Origin of the sequence: Thermotomaculum hydrothermale (assembly GCF_016592575.1) — a bacterium.
Classification (GTDB): Bacteria; Acidobacteriota; Holophagae; order Thermotomaculales; family Thermotomaculaceae; genus Thermotomaculum; species Thermotomaculum hydrothermale.
Window position 1 is genome coordinate 1,527,950 of the sequence record NZ_AP017470.1, and the last position, 21,353, is coordinate 1,549,302.

The following is a 21,353-nucleotide window of genomic DNA, read 5'->3' on the forward strand; positions in this document are numbered from 1 at the left end:
TTTAACACACCCACACACTACACACCAAATTCAAACTTTCCTTTGCTAAAAACAATGCAAGTGTTAAAATTTTAATTAAAAAAACTCACAGGGAGAAAAATATGAAAACCTTGAAGCCTATTATAAAGAAAATAGCAATAATACTATTCTGCTTAAACCTGCTCATTCCTGTTAAAACCCTTGCCAATAATGACGCTTTTACTAATTATGTTTTACCAACCAAAGGTTATAAAACAGAAGTAGTCTTAGTAAACAATGATGTAAGGAATGAGAGTCCAAATCATTCAATGTTATATACTGCTTATGATAAAAATGGAAATGAATTAGCTCAAGTTTCTGATTTCATGGCTACAGGTAGCAGGGTTATTCTTTCTCTTTCTGAGTTATTCCCTAGTCTTAATGTGGATGATATTGGTTTAGTTGAGATTGATAGTTCTAATAAGAATGATGCTTGGATTATTTATAGTAAAAAAGATGGTGATAATGTTCAAAAAGCAATGGTTAAAGCACCAATAGATGGTTCTAGTGTTGTTGATAATCTTCATTTCACTAATAATACTGGTTATTGGAATTTCTTATTCAACATTGCAAAAATAAATGATGCTGAAAGCACTGTTAGAGCAGTTGTTAATCCTAGTGGTGAAGAAGTGCTTCTTGATGGAAGCACTAATGTTTTTGGTTTTATTACTCCTAATTTAAGTTTGCCTTATAGTAGTGCTAGTATTAACATGAAGGATTTTTTTGGAGGAATAGTTCCTGAAAATGCCACCTGGATGAGGGTTTATAGTGAGAAAATTCAACAAACAGCTATGGGAACCGTTGTTACTCCTGTTAATAACCTTGTTGTTATTAATCCATTCATGAAAACTAATGGTGAATCAGGAGGGGCTTTTGGTAAAGCAGAATCTTTTCGAGAATTATTCATACCTCACATAACAGTAAAAGATTATTTTTGGTGGACAGGATTAGTGTTAAACAATCCTAATGATGAGGTTGTTAAATTTGTTATTCAATATTATGATTCAAATGGAGTTCATTTAGATATTAATCCAAGCACACCAGCAATTGATGATTTTAAAGGAGAATTGCAACCTTTGGAAAAAATTGTTGGTTTAATAAATGATTTTGGCAGGCCTGATAACGCAGCTTTTGCAAGGGTTGTTGCTGAAAAACCAATTAAAGGAGGAGAATTATTCGGTGGAGAACCTAAAGGAGCTAATTGGCCAATAATGGCTGGGGTAAGCTTATTATTACCGGGAACAGGCGGGTACTTAGCAGAAGTAACAGATATTGAAACTCCAACTCTAAGATATAACATTCCTATAGCTGAATCAAGAGCTTACACTGATAGTGAAGAAGGAGTTTGGACAGGAATAGCTATTGCTAACACTTCTAAAAGAGATCAAACAATAGTTTTTGAATACAAATCAAAATCAGGAGTAATATTAGCAACTCAAAACTACACTATAAGAAGTATGAGTAAAGAAGCTATAACTGTTGAAGACTTATTAAAAATAGGTGGTTTAGAAGATATAAGAGGACAAGTAGGAATGATAGATGTTGTTGCTAAACAAAACTTAGCTTCAATAACAGAGAATAGAGAAATCAATATTTACGCTTTACATGGTGGTAAACAAGCAGGTACAGGCACTCATAACTGGATGATTGGAGAGGATGCTGTTAATAAGAGTCCTCTTGATGTTAAAATGTTCGTTGCTAATGAGACTAGAGGAATTGTTGATAGTTTAGAAGACATGCTTGGAAGCATGAATATTAAAGTTGAAGATAATGATGTAATATTAAGTCATGTAATAAGTACTTTGAGAGATACTAAGTACGGAGAAATAACAGGATATGACATTGTAGCTTACGATGATAACTGGAACGAAGTGGGAAACATAGCTTCAATAAGAAGAGGTTTACAATTACCTTCAAGTTCTGATAAACCTTATTATGTAAACTATGATACTACTAGTCCTGTTCAAGATGGTACTTGTCCTTATGGTACTTTTAAGTTAGGTATTGTTGTTCATTCTACTATTAATGGTATTGAGCAGAGTTGGGTTTATAGAATCCCTGATAAAACAATAACTAGAAGCCCAGAGCAAAACCTTACGATTGTTAATGCCTACGACATACTTAAAAACGAGGATGCCAGACGAGAGTTAGGAGATATTTTGTCAAGAGATGATGTTACTTTTGGTGGCAATAACGTTCATTTGGATTCTGAAACAATTTATCAAGGATTAACCAATTATGTTGATGGTGATTTATCTAATAATGAAGATGTTGATCCTAATGGTGCTAAACTTAATAAAATAGGAAATAAATTTTATTTTAATTTAGAAGATTCTAATGGTACTTTTTATTCGGTAATGTCAAGTTAATTGTGTCAGGCATGGGAAGCCTCCCGGGAAAGAGAAGAAAAAAAGCGATTAAAAGAAGAAGAATACCTTAAACTCCTTGATTGATACTTCTCATTCTTGTCTGTGAAGAAAATGTAAAGAAACTTCTCTGCACTTTGTTCATTTTGAAAAAATCCTCGTATTCGTATGTAATCTTTTAACTCTTTAAAACACCTTTCCATCCAGTTTGTTGTTCTGAAGTAACTTCTTATCTCATCAGGGGCAAGGAGAAAGAATGTATAGTTATCAACTTTTGCCTTAATGTTTTTTAAAAACCTGTATATCTTTTTCCATTTTTCAATAAATGCAAGAAGTTTGGTTTTCCCTTCTTCCCTGCTTTCGCATTTCATTATCTCGTCTAATTCTTCTTTTATTTTCTCAAAATGATGTTTTCTTACTCTGTTTTTTATGTTTCTTTTCAGGTGAAACCAACAAAGTTGGTGCATAGTCTCAGGAAATTCTTCTTTTATCGCTTCAGATAAACCTGTTAAATCATCACTTATAATCAGTTTTACTCCTTTTAAGCCTCTTTCTTTTAAATCCCTGAATATTTCCTGCCAGAGGGATGCTTTTTCGTTTCCTCCAGGAAGAAAGTATCCTAAAATTTCTCTTTTACCGTCTTCAGACAGGCCCAATACTGCATATACTGCCTCTTTTGCCACACTGTCTCTTTTTAATGAAATGTATGTTGCGTCTATGTATAGCACGGGGTATGTTTTTGTTAATCTGCTGTTTTTCCATTTTTCAATTACTTCTTCAGATATTTCACTTATCCTGCTTACATATTGAGCGGATATGTTAGCCCCTATGAGATTTTTAATTACCCCTGCTGTCTTTCTTGTGGATACTCCTGCTATAAACATTGCCTCCACAATATCTTCAAGAAAAAACATTACCCTTTTTCTCTGGGGAAGCCATTTAACCTTAAACTGACTGTCTCTTGTTCTTGGAATTTGCAATTCAATCTCTCCTAAAAAGCTTTTAGGCGTTCGCTTATAATAACCGTTTGCCCTTGTTTGGCCTCTTGCTTCTTTTAAGTATCTTTCCCTCTCTTCCAACAACATTTCCTGCAACATTTTCTTGAAAAATTCTTTAAATTGAGTGAAAATTAAATCACTCATTGGTGGTACCTCCTTTCGGGAATTTTTCTTCTGAGGTTATTTTAACCTCTCCTTCCCGAAAGGAGTTTTTTTTCTCCCTGACACAATTAATGTTACACTGCCTTTTATTCCACTTATAATTTATTATCTGAGAAAGTTGAATATTTATTACAATCAACTTTTGAAAAATATGGTGCTCAATTTGTTATTGATAATTAATGACTAACTTTTTATTTTCTGCTTTTACTATTCGCTCGGCACTGTTTTTGTTTGAATGTCAAACTCAGGCGGGTCAAACATGTGTTGCTTTACAGCGCATAGGTTTGCCGCGTGAATCAGGGCTTTTTTGTACTTTTCAGGAAAGTCTTCAGGCAGTTGAATTTCAATTGTAATCTTTGATATCATTCTCTTTTTCGGGTCAAATTCGTGTTTTTGAACAAGTTTTATATTTTTATAGTCAAGCCCCCTCTGTTCGCAGAAAGAAAGTACATATATCCCTGCGCATGCGCCTATTGATGCAAGGAAGTAATCAAATGGGGCAGGCGCTTCCCCGTTTCCCCCCGCAAACACAGGCTGGTCTGTTTTTATTAAAAATCCCCTGTATTTTACATCAACCCTTTTTCCAACTCCGGGAAATACAATTTCCATATCCATTTTCAGCCTCCTATTTGTTTTTTTCTTCAAGTTCCTTCAGTTTCTTTCTTGCAAATTCCCCCTGAACCTGACCTTTGTATGCGTCTGCTATCTTTTTATAAAGTTTAATTGCATCGTCGTAATATCCTAACTTTTCGCATATCTTTGCTGCGTTAAACCTTGCAGTTGTTGACCACATTAACTCTTTCGGGTGGAGATAGGTTACTGAAAGGTAATTTTCAAGGGCTTTGTTTAAGTCTCCCAAAGTTTCATAGCATTCTGCAATGTAAAAGGTAACCTCAGCCTTTGAATCCTCGTCTTTCAAGAGGGGTAATATTTTCAAAAACTCGTCCAATGCCTCTTTTGTTTTGCCGTTTTTCTGCAAAAACAGTGCAATCCTTATCCTCTCGTCTAACTGTTGTACATCCTGCGGTAAATTTTTCAAATACTCAAGATAGTTTTCAACAGCCTTTGTTGTTTGCCCTGTTTGTTCGTAACAAATTCCAAGGTAATAATAAACAGCAAAGAGTAATTTCTCTATGTTTTTGTCCCTGTGCTTTAACACTTCTTCAAAGTAATCTGCCGCCTTTGAGTACTCCTTGTTGTTAAAGTGTATTAAGCCTAACTTATAGCAGGATAAAGTATAGTATTCGCTGTCAGGGAAGGTTTCAACAATTTTCTTTAAATATTTTACAGGGGGGTTTTTAAGGGTTTCAAAGAGAAAATAGTATGCCTTGTCAACTCCCTTTGCCTCAGGATAGTTTTCAACAGCCATTTTGTAAAAGTAAACCGCTTTTGCAATGTTTCCCTTTTGCCTGTACTTTTCCGCCTTTTTCAACAATCCCTGCACTCCGTGGAATTCTTCAGGGTTGTTTTTTATGTACTCCGGCTCATTTTCCATAATAAGCAGGTATTCCCCTGTCTTTTCAACTATCGGCTCAAGCTCAATTAAGGCTAATTTCCTGACTGTATCCTCCTTTGAAGAAAGTTCAAGTACCTTAACAAGGTATAGTTTTTTCATATTTTCATCACTCTGTTTTAAGGCGGAAAGGTATATCAAGCGGGGGTTTTCAGATTTTAATGCTAAATTAAAGGCATCATCTTTTTTATCAGCATAGATTAAAGAAAAGTAAAGGGTGTCTTTGTTGTCTCCCGCAATTTTTTTTGCCTCTTCAACCTTCCCAGTTTTTGCTAAAGAATAGGCGTATAATTTTTTCAAATATCCTTCAGGTTTCAGTTTTGAAAAATGGCTAACGGCAGATTTAAAATCACCGTTTAAGTATTCTGCAAGGGCAAGGAGAGTTAAGATTTTTTTATCCTGTTTTTTAAACCTCTCTTTTATTAAATCGACTGTATCTTTGTACATTCCATTTCTGAAGTAACTTTCAGCAAGGTAATAGTTTGCTGAGTTTACAAGGGGTGAATCCTGATAGTTTAGAATAATGTTTTCAAAAGATTTTATTGCCTCAGGGTAATTTCCCCTGTCAAGCATAAGCTTGCCGTAAACAAAGTAAGCGTCGTCTGTTACAGGTGAGGTTTTCCCGTACTTTTTGAGAAAATCTGCAAGCATTGTAAGTGCCTTTTCTTTGTCCCCGTTGTATAAGGTGCACTTTATCCTGTTTAAAAGGGCAATTGAAGAGAATGCCCCCTCCGGATTTTTCTCAATACACTTGTTGTAAAAAAGCAGGGCATTGTCCATATCGTTCAGTTTTGTAAGATAATACTCTGCAAGCTTAAAGTAATCCTTGTGGGTGTCTGAAACCAATGCGTATTTTCTTAAAAAACCAACAGCCTTATTGTACATTCTCAAATTGTCAAAAACCTTAAAGGAAAGCAAATAGAATTCTTTATCTTCAATATAGGATTTTTTTTCAACAAGGTTTGAAGCATCTAACAAATCCCCTCTGTCTAACAAAAGGGATAATTGAAAGTTTGTTCTCTCCTCATCAGTTGGGGTTGGCAAAGGAATTAACTGCCTGAATAATGCAAATGCTTCCTTTAATTTGGCTGATTGCACAAGGGTATGCACAGCAAAAAAGCCGTCTTCCCTGTCTTTGTTTCTTGAAAAGTATTTGTATGCAATGTCGTACTTTTTCTTTCCGTAATAGACAAGGCCTAAATACCTGTTTAACAGAGGGTCTTTAAAACCTTCCTTTTCAAGTTTTTTAAGTATCTTTTCCGCTTTTCCAAATTTTTTATAGTGGTAATAGGAAATTGCAAGCTTCAGCCTCACTTTATTATCAAATTTTAGTTTCAAAAATGAGTTGTAATTTGATATAGCATCCTTAAAAGCGTCTCTCTTAAAGGACAAATCCCCTTTCAAAAGGTAATACTGGGAAACAAGGTTTTTATCAATGCCTTTTAGGGATTTAAAATCTATGGCAATCTTTGAAAAAACTTTATCAACAGATTTGAAGTCATTTTCAAAGTAATAGGCATAGGCATTAAAAAGCAAGGCTCTAAAACAGGTATTATCCTTTTTTTGAGTGCAGAATTTATTGTAAAACTCATCTGCAACTGTGTGGATTTTAGTGTAGTCCCTCGTTGCCATAAGGGTATCAAAGTAAAGGGAATAAACCTGTTTTAAATCAGGAGATTGAGGATTGTTTTGCAAAAATGTTTCTATTTTGGTTTTTGCAATATTAAAGGCCCCGTCTCTAACAAGGCCTTTAATTATCTTTAAATCATTGTTTGTTTGCGAAAATCCTGAAAGAGAAAAAAACAATACAATTAAAGCAACTAAATTAGTAAGCCTGATAAATCTCCCTTTTGAATTTTTCAATCTCTCTTTTAAAATCATTTGTCAACCTCTCAGTATCCGAGTAATCATAAATTACATGCGGAGTTATAATTATTATCAATTCACTCTTTTTTCTTGAAGTGCTTTTGTTTTTAAAAAGATACTTAACAAGCGGTAGTTTGTTTAAACCTGGCACTTCAGAGGATGAATCAACCTTACTCTCCTGAATTAACCCACCAAGCAAAACAGACTTCCCGTCAGGCACATTTACAATTGTGGTAAGGCTTCTGTCCTTTATGGGAGGGTTCTGTTCAGGACTTGCCGGTGTTCCCGGGGTTGAATAAGTCTGGTTTATTTCAAGCCTAACTACTCCGTTTGAACTGATAGAAGGTTTAACCTTTAATTGAATACCTGTTGACAGGTATTGATAGCTGTTTGCAGCGTAAAAGGGGTTTACATTTGTTGTTCCACCTGTCACAGTTGCAGGAGTTTGAACAGAGTTTGCCCTTACGGAAATCTGCTCACCTACCTTAATAGTTGCAGATTCATTATCAAGAACAAGAATGTGAGGGGTGGATAGAACATTTGTTCTGCTTTTCATTACATTTGAATTCAAAACACTGTCCAAAACAAACCTATCAAAAATAAATGAGTATGAGCCCTGCAATGCGTTCTTAGTTTCAGGATAATTTAACTGCCATGCTGGCGTATGAAGATTAGAAACATCGCCGAGCAAATTCTTATGGGTTAAAGCCCAGCCAAAGCCATATGAAAATTGATTATCAAGTGCAAGGTCAAGTATCATCACCTCTATTAAAACCTGTTTTTTGGGAACATCAAGTTTTTTCAAGGTTTTTTCAATAATCTTGTAATCCCTTTTGGTGCATTTGAATATTATTGAATTGTTTGTTTCATCTGTAATCATACTTAAACCGCCTTTTAAAACAGGCTTAAGTTCACCTTTTCCAGCTTTGTTTGTGTAAGTTTTTTGCTCGTCTGAATAGAGCTCCTTCAATATGTTTGATAAATCCTTTGCATCTGAGTTTTCACAGTGATAGACAAATATCTGGGCTTCTCCCCTTTCGCTTTCCCTTTCAAACTTTTTAGCCCAATACTTAACCTCATCTGAAATTTCTTTAACAGATGTTATGCAGAGCAAAGCATTTAAGTCCTTTATGGTAAGTAAATAGTATTTATCTTTTGATAAGCCAGGATACCCTTCTAAAATCTTCTGAATATTGTCTCTTACATTGTCTGCATCTGCATTTTCAAATTTAATTAAGGTTGTATTCATCTGCTTAAAGATGTTTATATCAAATATTTTCACCATCTCTAAAATTCTTCTAACATAGGGCTTTCTGTCAATAACAACCATATAGGAAAGTGCAGGGTCTTCTATTATCTTTCCTGAAGATGACAAAAACTCTTTAGAAATATTTGCCATATCCTTTGGTGCAATAAAATGAAGGGGGACAACCTGAGCAACCACATCTTCCCCTCTCAATGCCGGGGAAATAACATTACCATATGTTAATGGAGCGCTTGATTTTACAACAGAGTCTTTTGCAAGGGAAAAGTATTTGACTCCGTCCCTATCTACCATTGCAACATCGTATATGGAAAGGAGAAGGTTTAATAAGTCATCTATTTCCTGATCTTTTACAACAGTGTTAATTTTAATATTTATACCTTTGTCCGGGACAGACGGGTCTATAACATAATTCCATTTTTTGTAATCTGCTATAACCTTAATCACTTCTCTTAAAGAGGCATCTTCAAAATTCAAAACAGGAGCCTCTCCCTTTTCAGTTTTAGTTTTAGAGATTTTTGCTCCACTCATTGGTTTTGAAATAATTGATTTAAAGGCCTGCCCTTTTCCTCTGTCTTCAATAGAAAAGTTAGATTTTTCTTTTTCAACAGCAATCATCTCTCCGCTTTGTTCTTTTGGTTTATGTTTTTTAGAGTCATCAAATAATACAGTTTTTGGTGGTGCACTTACCTTTGCACATGAAACTGTTAAAATAATTGAAAAGATTAGTAATAACTTCTTCATACCCTCTCCTTAAAATGGCGTATTTGTTCTTTTTCCTTGCGTTTTATTGGGAGTCGGTTTTGAAAGCCTACCTCCCCCTACAAATGGGTTAGAGCGTTGACTCCCTGAACTTCCAACATTTGTTTTTCTTCTATGATTGGTATTTTTATTTCTTGAAGTAGGCCTTAAAACCCTTGTAGGTTTTACTTTTGAAGTAACGGGCCTACGTCTATTAAATGTAGGTCTGGGTTTCATAAAAGGCTTTTTAGGTTTAACCTTTTTTGTTGACTTTACAGGCGACCTTGACACAACTTGAGAAGTTGTTTTTGGTGGAGGTGTATAAGTTGTTCTTGGACTTCCTCCAGAATAGCCTCTTGATTTTTTTGCTTTAAGTTTTGTATCAGGATAAAGCTTGTACTGTTTTCCATCAAATACAAGAATAACATAGTCAGGTGTAATCTCTTTTAGTGAGGCATCTGCAAACTTTTCTCCTACAGAGTGGTATTTGCTAATCTTTCTCTTTTTCTCTTTGTCGTAATATGTAAAAATTGCTTTTTTGTAGTCATTAATTACAACAATTCCATCAAGCACAGGTATATTACTTGGAAGTTTTACTTCTTTTTCAGTGTCTACTTCCTCACCAGCTTCTTCTGTATAACCTCTGTCCGGATCAAACAGGTTGCCTTTTTTTATTAAATCAACATTCTGTGAATAAGCCTGAAAAGAAAAAATTATCAATAATGCTAAAATAAAGCCTTTCATTTTTTGCCTCCACTTTGTTTATCCTTGCTGTCCTCTGTTAATTGAATAATTCCCTTTACAGATACCACTGCTTCTATTCCCCTGTAATACCTTATAATTACTGATTCAGCATAAAGGTAATGCTCGTCTCTTTCAATATCATTAAGAAAATCTATAATGTCAGGGTATTCACCTTTAACAGTTACCCTTGCCTTAACAACCTTTAAACCATTTTCGTCCTTTGCCCTTTCCTTGTAAATCCTAACTATATTCAGGTTTCTATCTTTTGCATAATCTGTAATGGTCTCTTCTAAAAAAACCTGTGCCAGCTCAATATTTTTTGACTGAATAAGTTTGGATTTTGAACTTTCATACTTCTTTTTCAAAGTATTAGCCTGTTTTAGCATTGATTTTGCTTCTTTTATCTTTTTCTCTATTTCAATCAAGTTTTTAGTGTATTTGATTTTCTGCGTTTTTAATTGATTGTAAGACTGATAGAGGGGATAAATTACAAGGTTAAAAAGAATAACAAATACAACAACAATCAGGCCTAACTTAATAGCTCTCTTTTCAGATTTTTTTAGCTTAATTTCCTTTAACTTAGTAAACAACTTTCCCCCTGATTATAAAAATAGTGTAGTCTCCGCTTTCCCTTGAAGACTTTTTCTCTACATTTCTGAAATATTTTGAGTTATTTAAAGCCTTAACCACGGCATACACATCCTTTGCTTTGCCGTTTAACTCTAATTCCCCTCTAAAATTAATGCTAATTCTTGTTAAATAAGCATCTTTAGGAATTTTCCTTGTTAACTCTTCAAGAAGAATGAGAATCTTTTTCTTTTCTTTCTCAATCTTTGTAAAGTAATTCACCATAGTTTTCAATTCCTCAATATTGCCTGCTTTTTTCCTTAACTCAAGGGCAATTTTTTTCTTGGCTTCAAAGTTTGATTTTAAACCGTTGACTTCCTTTCTCAAAGTAAAATAGTCTTTTAGAAACATTCCAGAATAAATCACACAGGCAACAATTATTATGGAGGCAATAATATACCTCCACCACCTTCTAATTACTTTCCTCTCTTTAGGAGGCAAATAATTTACAATAGGCAATGTTTTTGAATCTATAAGGAAACAAAAATCGTCAGCAAAGTTTATTTCTTTCTCAAGGAAAACACAATTGTCACACTCTTTGCCTTCAAACTCTTTTCCAAAAAAATAGATTTTGGTTTCTTCCTCAACCCTTTCTGATGATAAAAACCTGTTTGCAATAGTCTCAACATTAATCCCTTCCCTGTCTTTTACCTTTAAAAAAGAAACAGGAAAACCATCTTTGAATAAAAACCCCAATATGTATCCATCTCTTTTAAAAATAGCAAGCCCGTCCTTTACCTGGTTTTTGAGTGCATGGGATATTAAAATCATCTGATAGGGAATAATACCGCTTAATGTATGGGTATGGTTGTAAAAATGAGTTCTTAATTCTTCATAATCTTTAGATTTCAACACCCCTATAAGCACCTTTAACTTGCCCTTTTCCTTAACAAAAGAATAATCAATCTTTAATTCAACATCTGAAGGCTCATTTTCTTTTACAAAGTTTTTAACTATCTCATCAACATGCTCCTCTGCCGCAGCTGGAAGGATAAGAGAATACATGACTGAGTACTCAACTGGCACAAACCCAAAAGTGTAAAAGGTATCATCAACCTCATCTTCATCAACAAATGAAACTGTATTGTCCTTTTTAAAGGCTATATCAATGTCTTTGTAAATTAGCCTGAATCTTTTCTTAATAAGTTTTTCTAAAAATTCCATTCTCTTATCTCCAATAGTTTCGGAAGTGTGGATTCAAAACTATAAACTTCTTCAAGGGAATAGTTTAAATTCCCTATCTTTACCTCACCTTTAAAGCTAATTATAGATGGTCTTGTGTCTATTGTAAAATATTTAGTTATCTGATTTATTGTTTCACTATCAAGTATCTCATTTAACTCTGTCATACTCTTAAAAGGCTCACTCTCTCTTCTTTCAATAATTCTATCAATTGTTTCCTGGTCAATTCCAAATACTTTAAACATATCAGGAGAACAGGTATTTATATCCGCCTTTGAACCTGTATCGTATAAGGTAAAAATATTCTTTAATCCTGGATAATTGTCTGTGCCGTAGTACATTTCAGGGGTAATCCCCTTTATTAAAAGCAATTCTTTTAAGTTCTCGATAGGTTTGTTTTTTGTGTAATAGGGGTAATCAAGACTGGTATAGTATGAGTCTTCTGCCCCGTGTAAATTTTCAAGGTTATCGGCATCCTGCCAGTCCTGAATTGAAGAGATAATTGCCACTGCGTCTTCCTCGCTTTCAACATAGTTCATGAAAATTTGTTTCAGTAATTCTGGACGGGCATTCTTTAAAGAAAGTTTGGAAGAAACAGGAATTTCTTTTACTTTTACCTTAACACCGTTAACTTCATACTCGTATACAGTTTTTCTTTTTTCTTCTTCTGTCAAATCTTTAAGCCTTGGCTTTATTAAATGATAGTATAAAGCCCTTTGAATTGCCCCGTGAATTGTGATAAAACCCTCGGTTTTCATTTTTACAAAGGCATTATTCCTTACGCTAACCTTTACCCTTAAAGATAAAATTGCAGATATAATAGCAATAGCGGCAACAATCCATATAACAATAATTAAAATAGCCCCTTTTTCATTTTTCTTTTTAGAGCAATCCACCTGACACTCCTTTGCTGTCTTTTCCACCCTTTAAATAAGAGAATACAGTTATCTCCTGGCCGCTTTTTAAAACAATGTCCATTCTAACAGCTATCAATACCTTTGCCCTGTTTAAGCTCTTTTCATACCTGTTTTCCCATACAGAGCCCTTTCTTTTTGTTCTGTCATTTGTAAGGTAAAAAATTTTGAAATCATCAACATCTTTCCAGAGAGTCATTTTAACAGGCTCTGGAATAACCGCATCAGGCCTATCAAAGAAAAATGGAGTCTCTTCCATTATTAAATTTTTTTCATTATCCAGATAAATCTTTGTGGTAACAGGAAAGTAAGGCACTTTTACAGAATAAAAACTGATAAAAAGTATTGAGTCCTCCTGCCCGTCAAAGTACTTTTCAGGGTCTTTAACAGCCTTATACTGGTACAATTCGTCTAACTTTTTTGAAAGAAGGATATAGAGGTTGTTAATTTTATAGTTTTGAGACATTCTATCTTCAGCTTTTTTCCAGTTTAAAACTACTCCGCCAAATATCTGAAAAATAGTTACGGTTATAATGCCAGTAATTGCTATGGCAATTATTAGCTCTACAAGGGTAAACCCTTTATTTTTTTGTTTCAAATAAATGGTAAGCCTCCCCTTTGTAAACAGACTTTCCTGTATTTTTGTCTTTAACCGTAATGTTTATCTTCAAAGCATCAATTCCTATAAGTCTGACATCGTAATCCTCAACAAAAGGCGCCTTTTCAAATTCAAAAATATACCTGAATCTTGAGTCTTCAAAAGTGTAGCTATCTGAATCATCGTAATCTTCAGCTGTAATCGGCAAATTCTTCTTCCTTATTGCTTCAGTAAAGTAAAACTTTAGATTGTAAGAGTATCTTGTTGAAGCAGAAGATTTCCCGAGAGAGTATAAACTCTGGGAAAAATACCTTAAAACAGCAACAGAAGCAATTGCCAGTATAGCAACTGCAACCATAATTTCAACAAGGGTAAATCCTGCATTCTTTCTCATAACTAATCTTTTTTCAACTCAATTTCCCCTGTGTACAAGTCAAAGGAATAATTGTATTTGTCAAAAACAATCGTAATTGTATAGAAGGACGCAGGAAGTATTGCAATGGATTTAACCTTCTTCCCATTCATCTTTAATTCTTTAACCCCATCTATGGATTTTTTAGGTTTTTTCCCATCTAAAAGCAAACTCCCATTATTGCCTAAACTAACAATTTTTGCCCTTCTATCAAACCTTGATAGGATAAGGGCCCTCTTAAAAAAAAGCTCAAGATAAGCCTTTTCCCTCTGTGATTTTATAGACTCCATCCCTTTTTTAAAATATGGATAAACTACTGCACTCATGATGGCGATAATAATCAACACCACCATGAGTTCCATTAAGGTAAAGCCTTTATTCCTGCTGCCATGAAGTGATATCGGCGTTGTTGCCTTCTCCACCCTCTGCTCCATCTGCTCCGTAAGATATTATGTCGTAATCCCTTCCATCCTGACCAGGGCATTTGTAAACATAATCATTTCCCCATGGGTCTTTTGGTACACCCTTTTTAAGGTACGGGCCCTTCCAGTTTTTGATATTCTCAGGCTTTTTAACAAGAGCCTCAAGCCCTTCCTCGTTTGTAGGATACCTACCTGTGTCAATGTAAAACATATCAAGCGCGCTCTCAAAAGCTGAAATCTGGTTTTTCGCTGCAGTTCTTCTGGATTCGTCCACCCTTTTGAAAAACTTAGGTGCAACAAACCCGGCAAGCAAAGCAATGATAATCATAACGACCATCAATTCCACAAGGGTAAAACCTCTGTTATTCCTTCTCATATAGCCCTCCGTTTATTTTTAAAAAGGTGCTTCGTTAATTGAAAAAATAGCCATAAGCATTGAGCCAACAATCAAGCCAACAACAATTCCCATTATTAAAATCAGCGCTGGCTCAAACAGTGACACAAAAGCCTTTATTGACTTTTTTATATTTTCCTGAAAAATCTCCCCTACTTTAAGCATCATTTTGCCCAATGTGCCTGACTCCTCACCCACCTGAATAAGGTGTACCGCAAGAGGGGGGAAAATACCTGCATCCCTCATTGGCCTCGCAACCCCTTCTCCCTTTTTAGCACCCTTGATTACAGGCTCAAAAGCCTCTCTAATCAGGGTATTTGAAATTATCTCCCTTACAATGTTCAAAGCCTGAATTAAAGGAACTGCACTTGTAATTAAAATCCCTGCTGTGGATGCAAGCCTTGCAGTTTCAGATTCAATGACAAGCCTTTTTATTACAGGTAATTTTAAAAGTATTTCGTCTCTCTTTCTCCTTCCCTTTTCTGTTGAAACCCACTTTTTATATCCAAACCAGATTAAAAAGATAAAAAGTATAATGAGCCATTTGTAGGTGACAAAAAAATCTGAAATATCCATCATTATTTGAGTGGGGACAGGGAGTTCCTGCCCCATTGATTCAAATATCTCCTGGAATTTAGGTAAAACATAACCAACAAGTATTCCAACAGTCAACACACCAACAACAAGCAACAGTGCAGGATAAATCAAAGATGATATTACATATGATTTTAATTCCTCTTTCTGCCTTAAATAATCAAGCAATTGCTCCATAACAATATCAACTACCCCTGCTGACTCCCCTGCTTTAATCATATTTACATACAACTTGGAAAAGAAGTCCGGGAATTTCTCCATTGCTTCAGCAAGGGATTTACCTGAGTTTACATCTTTCAAAAGTGAAGACGCTATATCCCTCATTATTTCTGTTTCAGAAAGCTCCACCATTAAACTTAAACTCTTGTCTATAGGCAATCCGGAACGAAGCAAAACGGCAAGTTTTTCAGTGAAGAGTAAAACATCAGAGGATTTTGTCTTCTTTTTTCTTCTGAAAAAAGAGGTTAAATCAAGGTTTCTTATCCCTTCTGTTGATATGGATTGGTTGTCGGAAACTGAAATAGGGATAAAACCCATTGAGGCAACTTTTTTCTTTGCTTCTTCAAGGGAAGAAGCGTCTACCTCTCCCTCTTTTATCTCACCAACCCTTGTGGACGCCTTATAGTAAAACTTTGCCATACTACTCTTCCTGAGTTACCCTTAAAACCTCTTCAGGTGTTGTAATTCCCTGAATAACCTTTAAGAAACCATCTTCTCTTAAAGTTCTCATACCGTTCTTTCTTGCATAAGCCTTCAATTTAGGGGTATCAGGTTTTTCAAGAATCATTTTCCTAACATTTTCGTCTATCATAAACAGCTCAAAAATAGCCATTCTTCCAACATAACCTGTAAAGTTACACTCTTTGCAACCTTCTGCGGTATAAACCTCTGGCAACTCCCCATATTTTGAAGGGTCAATCCCAAAATCTAACAGGTGTTCTTTGGTTAATTTTATCTTTTTCCTGCAATTTTTACATACAACCCTTACAAGCCTCTGGGCAAGCACACCTATCAAAGTTGAAGAAATAAGGTAATCTTCAACCCCCATATCTAAAAGCCTTGTCACTGCTCCGCATGCATCGTTGGTATGCAAGGTTGAAAGCACCAAATGCCCTGTTAGAGATGCCTGAATTGCAATTTCCGCCGTTTCCTTATCCCTTATCTCACCAACAAGTATAATATCCGGATCCTGCCTTAAAATTGTTCTCAAACCAGAGGCAAATGTTAGCCCAACCTGGGGGTTAACATGTATCTGATTTACACCCTCTAACTGGTATTCAACAGGGTCTTCAACTGTTATTATCTTTTTTTCAGGAGAATTAAGCCTGTTTAATACAGCATAAAGGGTTGTGGTTTTACCTGAACCTGTTGGCCCTGTAACAAGGATAATTCCGTGAGGCTTTTTTATCAATGTTTCAAACTTTTTATAGGTATCTGGCGGGAAACCCAATTTCCCCAAATCAAACAGTTTTATGCTTCCTTTATCTAAAATTCTCATAACAACAGACTCTCCGTGAAGGGTTGGCACAGTTGACACACGAAGGTCTATCTCTTTTCCTAAAACCCTTAAATTTATCCTTCCGTCCTGAGGAACCCTTTTTTCTGCAATATCAAGCTTTGACATAATCTTTATTCTTGAAATAACAGCAGGTGCAATACTCCTCGGCGGGTTGTCAACATCGTGGAGAACCCCATCAATTCTAAACCTTATTCTTAAAATCTTTTCAAACGGCTCAACATGAATATCTGAAGCCTTCATCTCAACAGCCTTTGAAATCATCTGATTAACAAGCCTGATAACCGGTGCCTCTGATGCTAAATCTTTTAACTGCTCAATATTGTCTTCATCTATTTCCCCTAAAACACCTGTTTCGTCAATAGCCTGCTCTTCTGCGTAAACCTTTTTTAAAGCGTCTAAAATCTCTGACTCAACCCCAAGATAGGGAACAACATCAACATTTAAAAGCGTTTCTAATGAAGCAATTGTCTCAAAATCAAATGGGTCATCCATAATAACCTCAAGGGTTGATTCAGTTTTCTTTAATGGAAATATTAGTTTGTTTTTTAAATATTCGTAAGATAATTCCTCTATCTTTTCAATTTGCTCAACATCGGGGAAACTTTCTCCAAAATAGGACTTTATTCCTGTTTGCTCAACAAGAGCATCAACGAGGTCTTTTTCAGTGATATATCCTAAACTTAGAAGAATTTTACCTATTTTTTGTCCATTGTCCTTCTGGAGGATTAAAGCCCTGTCTATATCTGTTTTCTCTACCTTGCCCTTATCAATTAGTATTTCACCAAGCTTTTTCATAACACCTCATATGACGGTATTTTTTATTAAATAGTTCTTAAAAATAATATCAGGATTAAAGGTTTTTTTCAAAAAAAAGAGTTTAATCTGAAAGAAAGGATTTTATAAGGTTGTAAGTTAGATTATAAATTTCTGGAGATATTGATTGCCTTGGCCCAGCAACACTTAGAACTTCAATGCTATTTTGCTCAACAAATCTTTTTAATAAAAGTTTTGCATTCTGAATATCTGTTTTTGAAAGGTCTATAATTAAAATAGGTTTCCCTGTTTTTTCAGCGTAGTCAATAGTTAACCTTGTTCCATTTCCCATTTTCCCGTTGTGTATAATTACAGTACCATCTGAGTGTTCAATATTCTTTTTTGTTCTTGCTGAATAATCTTTACTATCTAACTCTTTAAATTCACTGTAAGTTAAAGGGATTTTCCCGTCTTCAGCAAGCCTTCCTTGAGGGATATAGCCACCGTAGGAAAAATTACAGTCAATTGCAACATCAACAGCAGCCCTATCAACCCCTGTCTGGCCACCTGAAACAATCCTTTTAAGCATGTTTTCCTCTTTGATTGTAAAAATGCGGGGATAAAAAAATGGTGCCCAGGGCGGGATTCGAACCCGCACGCCCAACAGAGCACCACCCCCTCAAGATGGCGTGTCTGCCAATTCCACCACCTGGGCACGCATCAAAAATCAGCGATAAGAATTTTATCTTAATCGCCTTTTAATTGCAAGTTATTTTTTAGCCTTATCTGCCTCTTTTTGATCTTTTTTTTGCTCTACTTCAGCTTTAGTTTTTTTAGCATTTTTCTGATTAACTGTTGCCTCTTTTGCACTACCTTCTTTTGCTTTACTCTCCTCTTTAACCTCACCCTGTTTTTTGTCAGGAGTAATAGCTCCCTCTTTCTTTTTAGGTTTTTCTACCTGAGTCTCCTGAACAGCAACCTTTGGATTAATCGATTGAAGGATAGACTTCCTTTCCCTTGTTTTTAAAACAGCAAGAGAAAGTGAAGTGACTGCAAAAATAACAGTTAACACAACAGTTGCCTTGGTTAAGAAAGGAGCCGCTCCTGCTCCCCCGAACACGCTTTGAGAACCACCGCCGCCTAACGCTGAAACAACATCTCCACCTTTACCGTCCTGCAAAAGGATAACAACCATTAAAAGAATTGAGACAATTACATGAATTACAAGCACAAATGTGTACAACTTTATACCTCCATACCTATCTTAATTATTTCCGCAAAAGATTGAGCTTTAAGGCTTGCTCCGCCTATCAATGCTCCGTCAATCTGGTCAACCTGTAACAAACTTTTTGCGTTCTCTGGTTTTACGCTGCCGCCGTAAAGAATTCTAATTTCGTCGGCAACTATGGAATTATACAACTCTTTTATCCTTTTGCGAATAAAAAAATGAGCATCCCTTGCAATTTCAGGGGTTGCAGTCTTCCCTGTGCCTATTGCCCACACAGGCTCATAGGCAATAATTACCCTTTTTGCCTCATCAGGGGTTAAATTATTGAATGCTGAATCAACCTGCTCTTTCAATACAGTCTCTGTTTTTTCATCCTCTCTCTCTTTAAGGGTTTCCCCTACGCATAAAATAGGAATAAATCCCTCATTAAGAGCCTTTTTCAGCTTTTTTGCAATTAAATCGTTTGTTTCTCCAAAGATGTGCCTTCTTTCACTGTGTCCCAAAATTACAAAATCAACATTTAACTCTTTTAAAAATTGAGGGGAAATCTCTCCTGTAAAAGCGCCTTTATCCTCAAAATACATATTTTGAGCACCAATTAAAACCCTCTTTGTCCTGCAAACCTCAACAGCCTTGGGAATTGAGGTAAATGGAGGCGCTATTGCTATATCAACCTTTTCGTAGTTTGAAACAAGGTTAAACAGTTCATTAAAGAAATCTTCAGTATCTTTAACCCCATTATGCATTTTCCAGTTTCCTGCAATAAACAATTTTCTCATATTAACCTCACTTATCAGATAACACTTCTATTCCAGGTAATTTTTTGCCAGCAAGGTACTCTAAAGATGCTCCCCCACCTGTGGAAACATGGGAAATTTTATCAAAAACTCCAGCTTTTTTTACAGCTGCGGCACTATCTCCCCCACCAACTATAGACACACACTCAGATTCAGCAATGGCATTTGCAATGGCAATTGTGCCTGCTGAGAAGCTATCTATCTCAAAAATTCCCATAGGTCCATTCCACACAACAGTTTTCGCACCTTTGATAACCTCTTTAAACTTAACTATGGTTTCAGGGCCAATATCAACCCCCATAAACCCTTCAGGGATTTTTTCGTCAAGGGTAATCTCAACCTTCCCATCCTCAATTTTGTCGGTAATTACATGGTCAACAGGAAGAAAAATATCTATCCCCTTTTCTTTTGCCTTATTCATATATTGTTCTGCAAGCTCCACCATTTCCATTTCAAGGATAGACTTTCCTATTTCAACACCCTTTGCCTTTAAAAATGTGTATGCCATTGCGCCGCCGATAAGTATTGAATCAACCTTGTTTAAAAGGTTTTCAATTACCGGGATTTTGTCTGAAACCTTTGCCCCCCCTAAAATAGCAATGTATGGCTTTTCAGGGTTTGCAAGTACATTTTCAAAATAGTGAATTTCCTTTTCAACAAGAAAACCTGCAACAGGTTTTTCGTAAAGTGTAGGTAAAACATAAACAGATGCGTCTTTTCTATGACATGTTCCAAAGGCATCGTTCACATATAAATCAGATAGTTTTCTTAACTCTTTTGCAAATTCAGGGTCACTTTTCTTTTCCCCCTTTTCAAACCTTAAATTCTCTATTAAAAGAATCTGTCCCTCTTTTAACTCCTGCGACTTTTTAACAACCTCTTCCCCTATAACCTTCTCTGAATAGAACACATTATCACCAAATTCACTTTTTAACCTTAAAAAAACAGGCTTCATAGAATAGTCTTCTTCAAAGCCTTCCCCTTTAGGCCTTCCTCTGTGGGATGCAAGGATAATCTTTGCTCCTTTTTCAAGTGCATAGTTGATTGTGGGAAGTGCGCTTACTATTCTATTGTCGTCAGTAACCACCCCGTTTTTTACGGGGACATTAAAATCAACCCTTATAAAGACCCTTTTACCTTTTAAATCAAGGTCTTTAATAGTTGCCTTAGACATCTCCCCCTCACTTTTTCATCATATAAACAATTAAGTCTTTTACCCTTGTTGAATAACCCATTTCATTGTCATACCAGGAGAGTACTTTAATTAAAGTGCCATCAATTACCTTGGTAAAGGAAGCATCAACAGTTGATGAAGCCTGGCATCCATTGTAATCTACAGAAACAAGCTCTTCTTCTGAATATGCAAGAATCCCTTTTAATTTTCCTTCGGCTGCCTCTTTAAAAACTTTGTTAACCTCTTCAGTTGTGGTTGGCTTTTCAACATCAAAAACAACATCTACAAGCGAAACATTTGGGGTTGGCACCCTTACTGCAAGCCCGTCAAGTTTTCCTTTAAGGTGGGGCAGTACAAGCCCAACAGCCTTTGCTGCACCAGTTGTGGTTGGAATCATGCTCATTGCAGCAGCCCTCGCCCTTCTTAAATCCTTGTGAGGCAAATCAAGTATTCTCTGGTCGTTTGTGTATGAGTGAACAGTTGTAAGCCAGCCTCTTTTAACCTTGAAGTTTTCATCAATAACCTTTACAACAGGTGCCAAACAATTTGTTGTACAGGAAGCGTTTGAAACAATGTTAATGTCGTCGGTTAAGGTTTCTTCGTTTACCCCTAAAACAACTGTATGAACACCCTCTCCCTTTGCCGGTGCAGATAACACAACCTTCTTCGCTCCCCTTGCAAAGTGAACCTCAAGGTATTTCTTTTCTCTAAAAATTCCAGTGGATTCTAATACAACATCAACGCCAAATTCCCCCCATTTGAGGTTGTTTAAATCCCTCTCAGCCGTAACTATAATCTTTTTACCGTTAACTATAATGCCGTCTTCCACAGCCTCAACAGTTCCGTCAAACCTGCCGTGAACTGAATCGTGTTTTAAAAGATGGGCTAAAGTAAATGGGTCCATTAAATCGTTGATAGCAACAACATCAATATTGCAATCCTTATCAGCATAGATTGCCCTGAATACACACCTTCCAATTCTTCCAAAACCGTTAATTCCTAATTTGATAGTCATATTACACCTCTTTCAATTTTTATGTACAAAAATTCCATTCACTTAATTATAA

Annotated in this window: 20 protein-coding genes and 1 tRNA gene; 1 reads left to right on the forward strand and 20 read right to left on the reverse strand. The window is 35.7% G+C overall.

Going from position 1 to position 21,353, the window contains the following annotated elements; genetic code table 11:
• The first annotated feature begins 101 nt into the window (after nucleotides 1–101).
• Nucleotides 102–2,387, forward strand: a complete 2,286-nt coding sequence (locus tag TTHT_RS07040) for a hypothetical protein (protein WP_201327267.1) — start codon at nucleotides 102–104, stop codon at nucleotides 2,385–2,387.
• A 5-nt stretch (nucleotides 2,388–2,392) separates the two neighbouring features.
• Here the strand turns inward: TTHT_RS07040 and TTHT_RS07045 are convergent, their stop codons facing one another.
• The 20 genes from TTHT_RS07045 to gap form a co-directional block, all read right to left on the reverse strand.
• Entirely contained in the window at nucleotides 2,393–3,526 is a 1,134-nt protein-coding gene (locus TTHT_RS07045; protein WP_201327094.1) for an IS256 family transposase, read from the reverse strand.
• Nucleotides 3,527–3,751: 225 nt separating this feature from the next.
• Nucleotides 3,752–4,159 carry an OsmC family protein gene (locus TTHT_RS07050; RefSeq protein ID WP_201327268.1) on the reverse strand — a complete coding sequence of 136 codons (408 nt, stop codon included), beginning with the start codon at nucleotides 4,157–4,159 and terminating at the stop codon, nucleotides 3,752–3,754.
• A gap of 10 nt (nucleotides 4,160–4,169) precedes the next feature.
• Entirely contained in the window at nucleotides 4,170–6,938 is a 2,769-nt protein-coding gene (locus TTHT_RS07055) for a tetratricopeptide repeat protein (RefSeq protein ID WP_201327269.1), read from the reverse strand.
• A complete protein-coding gene (locus TTHT_RS07060) occupies nucleotides 6,883–8,931 on the reverse strand; it encodes a secretin N-terminal domain-containing protein (protein ID WP_201327270.1) in 2,049 nt (682 codons plus the stop codon). Before TTHT_RS07060 ends, TTHT_RS07055 begins: the two co-directional genes overlap by 56 nt.
• A 9-nt stretch (nucleotides 8,932–8,940) precedes the next feature.
• Nucleotides 8,941–9,672 carry a hypothetical protein gene (locus tag TTHT_RS07065; protein ID WP_201327271.1) on the reverse strand — a complete coding sequence of 244 codons (732 nt, stop codon included), beginning with the start codon at nucleotides 9,670–9,672 and terminating at the stop codon, nucleotides 8,941–8,943.
• On the reverse strand, nucleotides 9,669–10,262 hold the full coding sequence (locus tag TTHT_RS07070) for a hypothetical protein (protein WP_201327272.1): 594 nt from the start codon (nucleotides 10,260–10,262) through the stop codon (nucleotides 9,669–9,671). Before TTHT_RS07070 ends, TTHT_RS07065 begins: the two co-directional genes overlap by 4 nt.
• Complete coding sequence (locus TTHT_RS07075) at nucleotides 10,252–11,463, reverse strand: PilN domain-containing protein (RefSeq protein ID WP_201327273.1); 1,212 nt, start codon at nucleotides 11,461–11,463, stop codon at nucleotides 10,252–10,254. Before TTHT_RS07075 ends, TTHT_RS07070 begins: the two co-directional genes overlap by 11 nt.
• Nucleotides 11,451–12,377, reverse strand: coding sequence for a type II secretion system minor pseudopilin (locus tag TTHT_RS07080; protein ID WP_201327274.1), 927 nt, complete (start codon nucleotides 12,375–12,377; stop codon nucleotides 11,451–11,453). The genes TTHT_RS07075 and TTHT_RS07080 overlap by 13 nt, the downstream gene beginning before the upstream one ends.
• Complete coding sequence (locus TTHT_RS07085) at nucleotides 12,364–12,993, reverse strand: prepilin-type N-terminal cleavage/methylation domain-containing protein (protein WP_201327275.1); 630 nt, start codon at nucleotides 12,991–12,993, stop codon at nucleotides 12,364–12,366. The genes TTHT_RS07080 and TTHT_RS07085 overlap by 14 nt, the downstream gene beginning before the upstream one ends.
• Entirely contained in the window at nucleotides 12,977–13,387 is a 411-nt protein-coding gene (locus TTHT_RS07090) for a type II secretion system protein (protein WP_201327276.1), read from the reverse strand. The genes TTHT_RS07085 and TTHT_RS07090 overlap by 17 nt, the downstream gene beginning before the upstream one ends.
• 2 nt (nucleotides 13,388–13,389) lie before the next feature.
• Nucleotides 13,390–13,839: a type IV pilin protein gene (locus TTHT_RS07095; RefSeq protein ID WP_201327277.1), complete on the reverse strand. Its 450-nt coding sequence runs from the start codon at nucleotides 13,837–13,839 to the stop codon at nucleotides 13,390–13,392.
• The gene (gspG, locus tag TTHT_RS07100) at nucleotides 13,781–14,203 is read right to left on the reverse strand and encodes a type II secretion system major pseudopilin GspG (RefSeq protein ID WP_201327278.1); all 423 of its coding nucleotides are present in this window, start codon (nucleotides 14,201–14,203) and stop codon (nucleotides 13,781–13,783) included. The genes TTHT_RS07095 and gspG overlap by 59 nt, the downstream gene beginning before the upstream one ends.
• A gap of 18 nt (nucleotides 14,204–14,221) precedes the next feature.
• Complete coding sequence (locus tag TTHT_RS07105; protein WP_201327279.1) at nucleotides 14,222–15,454, reverse strand: type II secretion system F family protein; 1,233 nt, start codon at nucleotides 15,452–15,454, stop codon at nucleotides 14,222–14,224.
• Between the two features lies 1 nt (nucleotide 15,455).
• Nucleotides 15,456–17,129, reverse strand: coding sequence for a type II secretion system ATPase GspE (gene gspE / locus TTHT_RS07110; protein WP_201327280.1), 1,674 nt, complete (start codon nucleotides 17,127–17,129; stop codon nucleotides 15,456–15,458).
• Nucleotides 17,130–17,211: 82 nt separating this feature from the next.
• A complete protein-coding gene (locus tag TTHT_RS07115) occupies nucleotides 17,212–17,676 on the reverse strand; it encodes a putative molybdenum carrier protein (protein WP_201327281.1) in 465 nt (154 codons plus the stop codon).
• A 39-nt stretch (nucleotides 17,677–17,715) separates the two neighbouring features.
• Nucleotides 17,716–17,802: transfer RNA gene (locus TTHT_RS07120), tRNA-Leu, on the reverse strand.
• 54 nt (nucleotides 17,803–17,856) lie between these two features.
• Nucleotides 17,857–18,330: a preprotein translocase subunit SecG gene (secG, locus tag TTHT_RS07125; protein WP_201327282.1), complete on the reverse strand. Its 474-nt coding sequence runs from the start codon at nucleotides 18,328–18,330 to the stop codon at nucleotides 17,857–17,859.
• 2 nt (nucleotides 18,331–18,332) lie between these two features.
• Nucleotides 18,333–19,094 carry a triose-phosphate isomerase gene (gene tpiA / locus TTHT_RS07130; protein WP_201327283.1) on the reverse strand — a complete coding sequence of 254 codons (762 nt, stop codon included), beginning with the start codon at nucleotides 19,092–19,094 and terminating at the stop codon, nucleotides 18,333–18,335.
• A gap of 7 nt (nucleotides 19,095–19,101) precedes the next feature.
• Nucleotides 19,102–20,286, reverse strand: a complete 1,185-nt coding sequence (locus TTHT_RS07135) for a phosphoglycerate kinase (RefSeq protein ID WP_201327284.1) — start codon at nucleotides 20,284–20,286, stop codon at nucleotides 19,102–19,104.
• Nucleotides 20,287–20,293: 7 nt separating this feature from the next.
• On the reverse strand, nucleotides 20,294–21,301 hold the full coding sequence (gene gap / locus TTHT_RS07140) for a type I glyceraldehyde-3-phosphate dehydrogenase (protein ID WP_201327285.1): 1,008 nt from the start codon (nucleotides 21,299–21,301) through the stop codon (nucleotides 20,294–20,296).
• Between the last annotated feature and the right edge of the window lie 52 nt (nucleotides 21,302–21,353).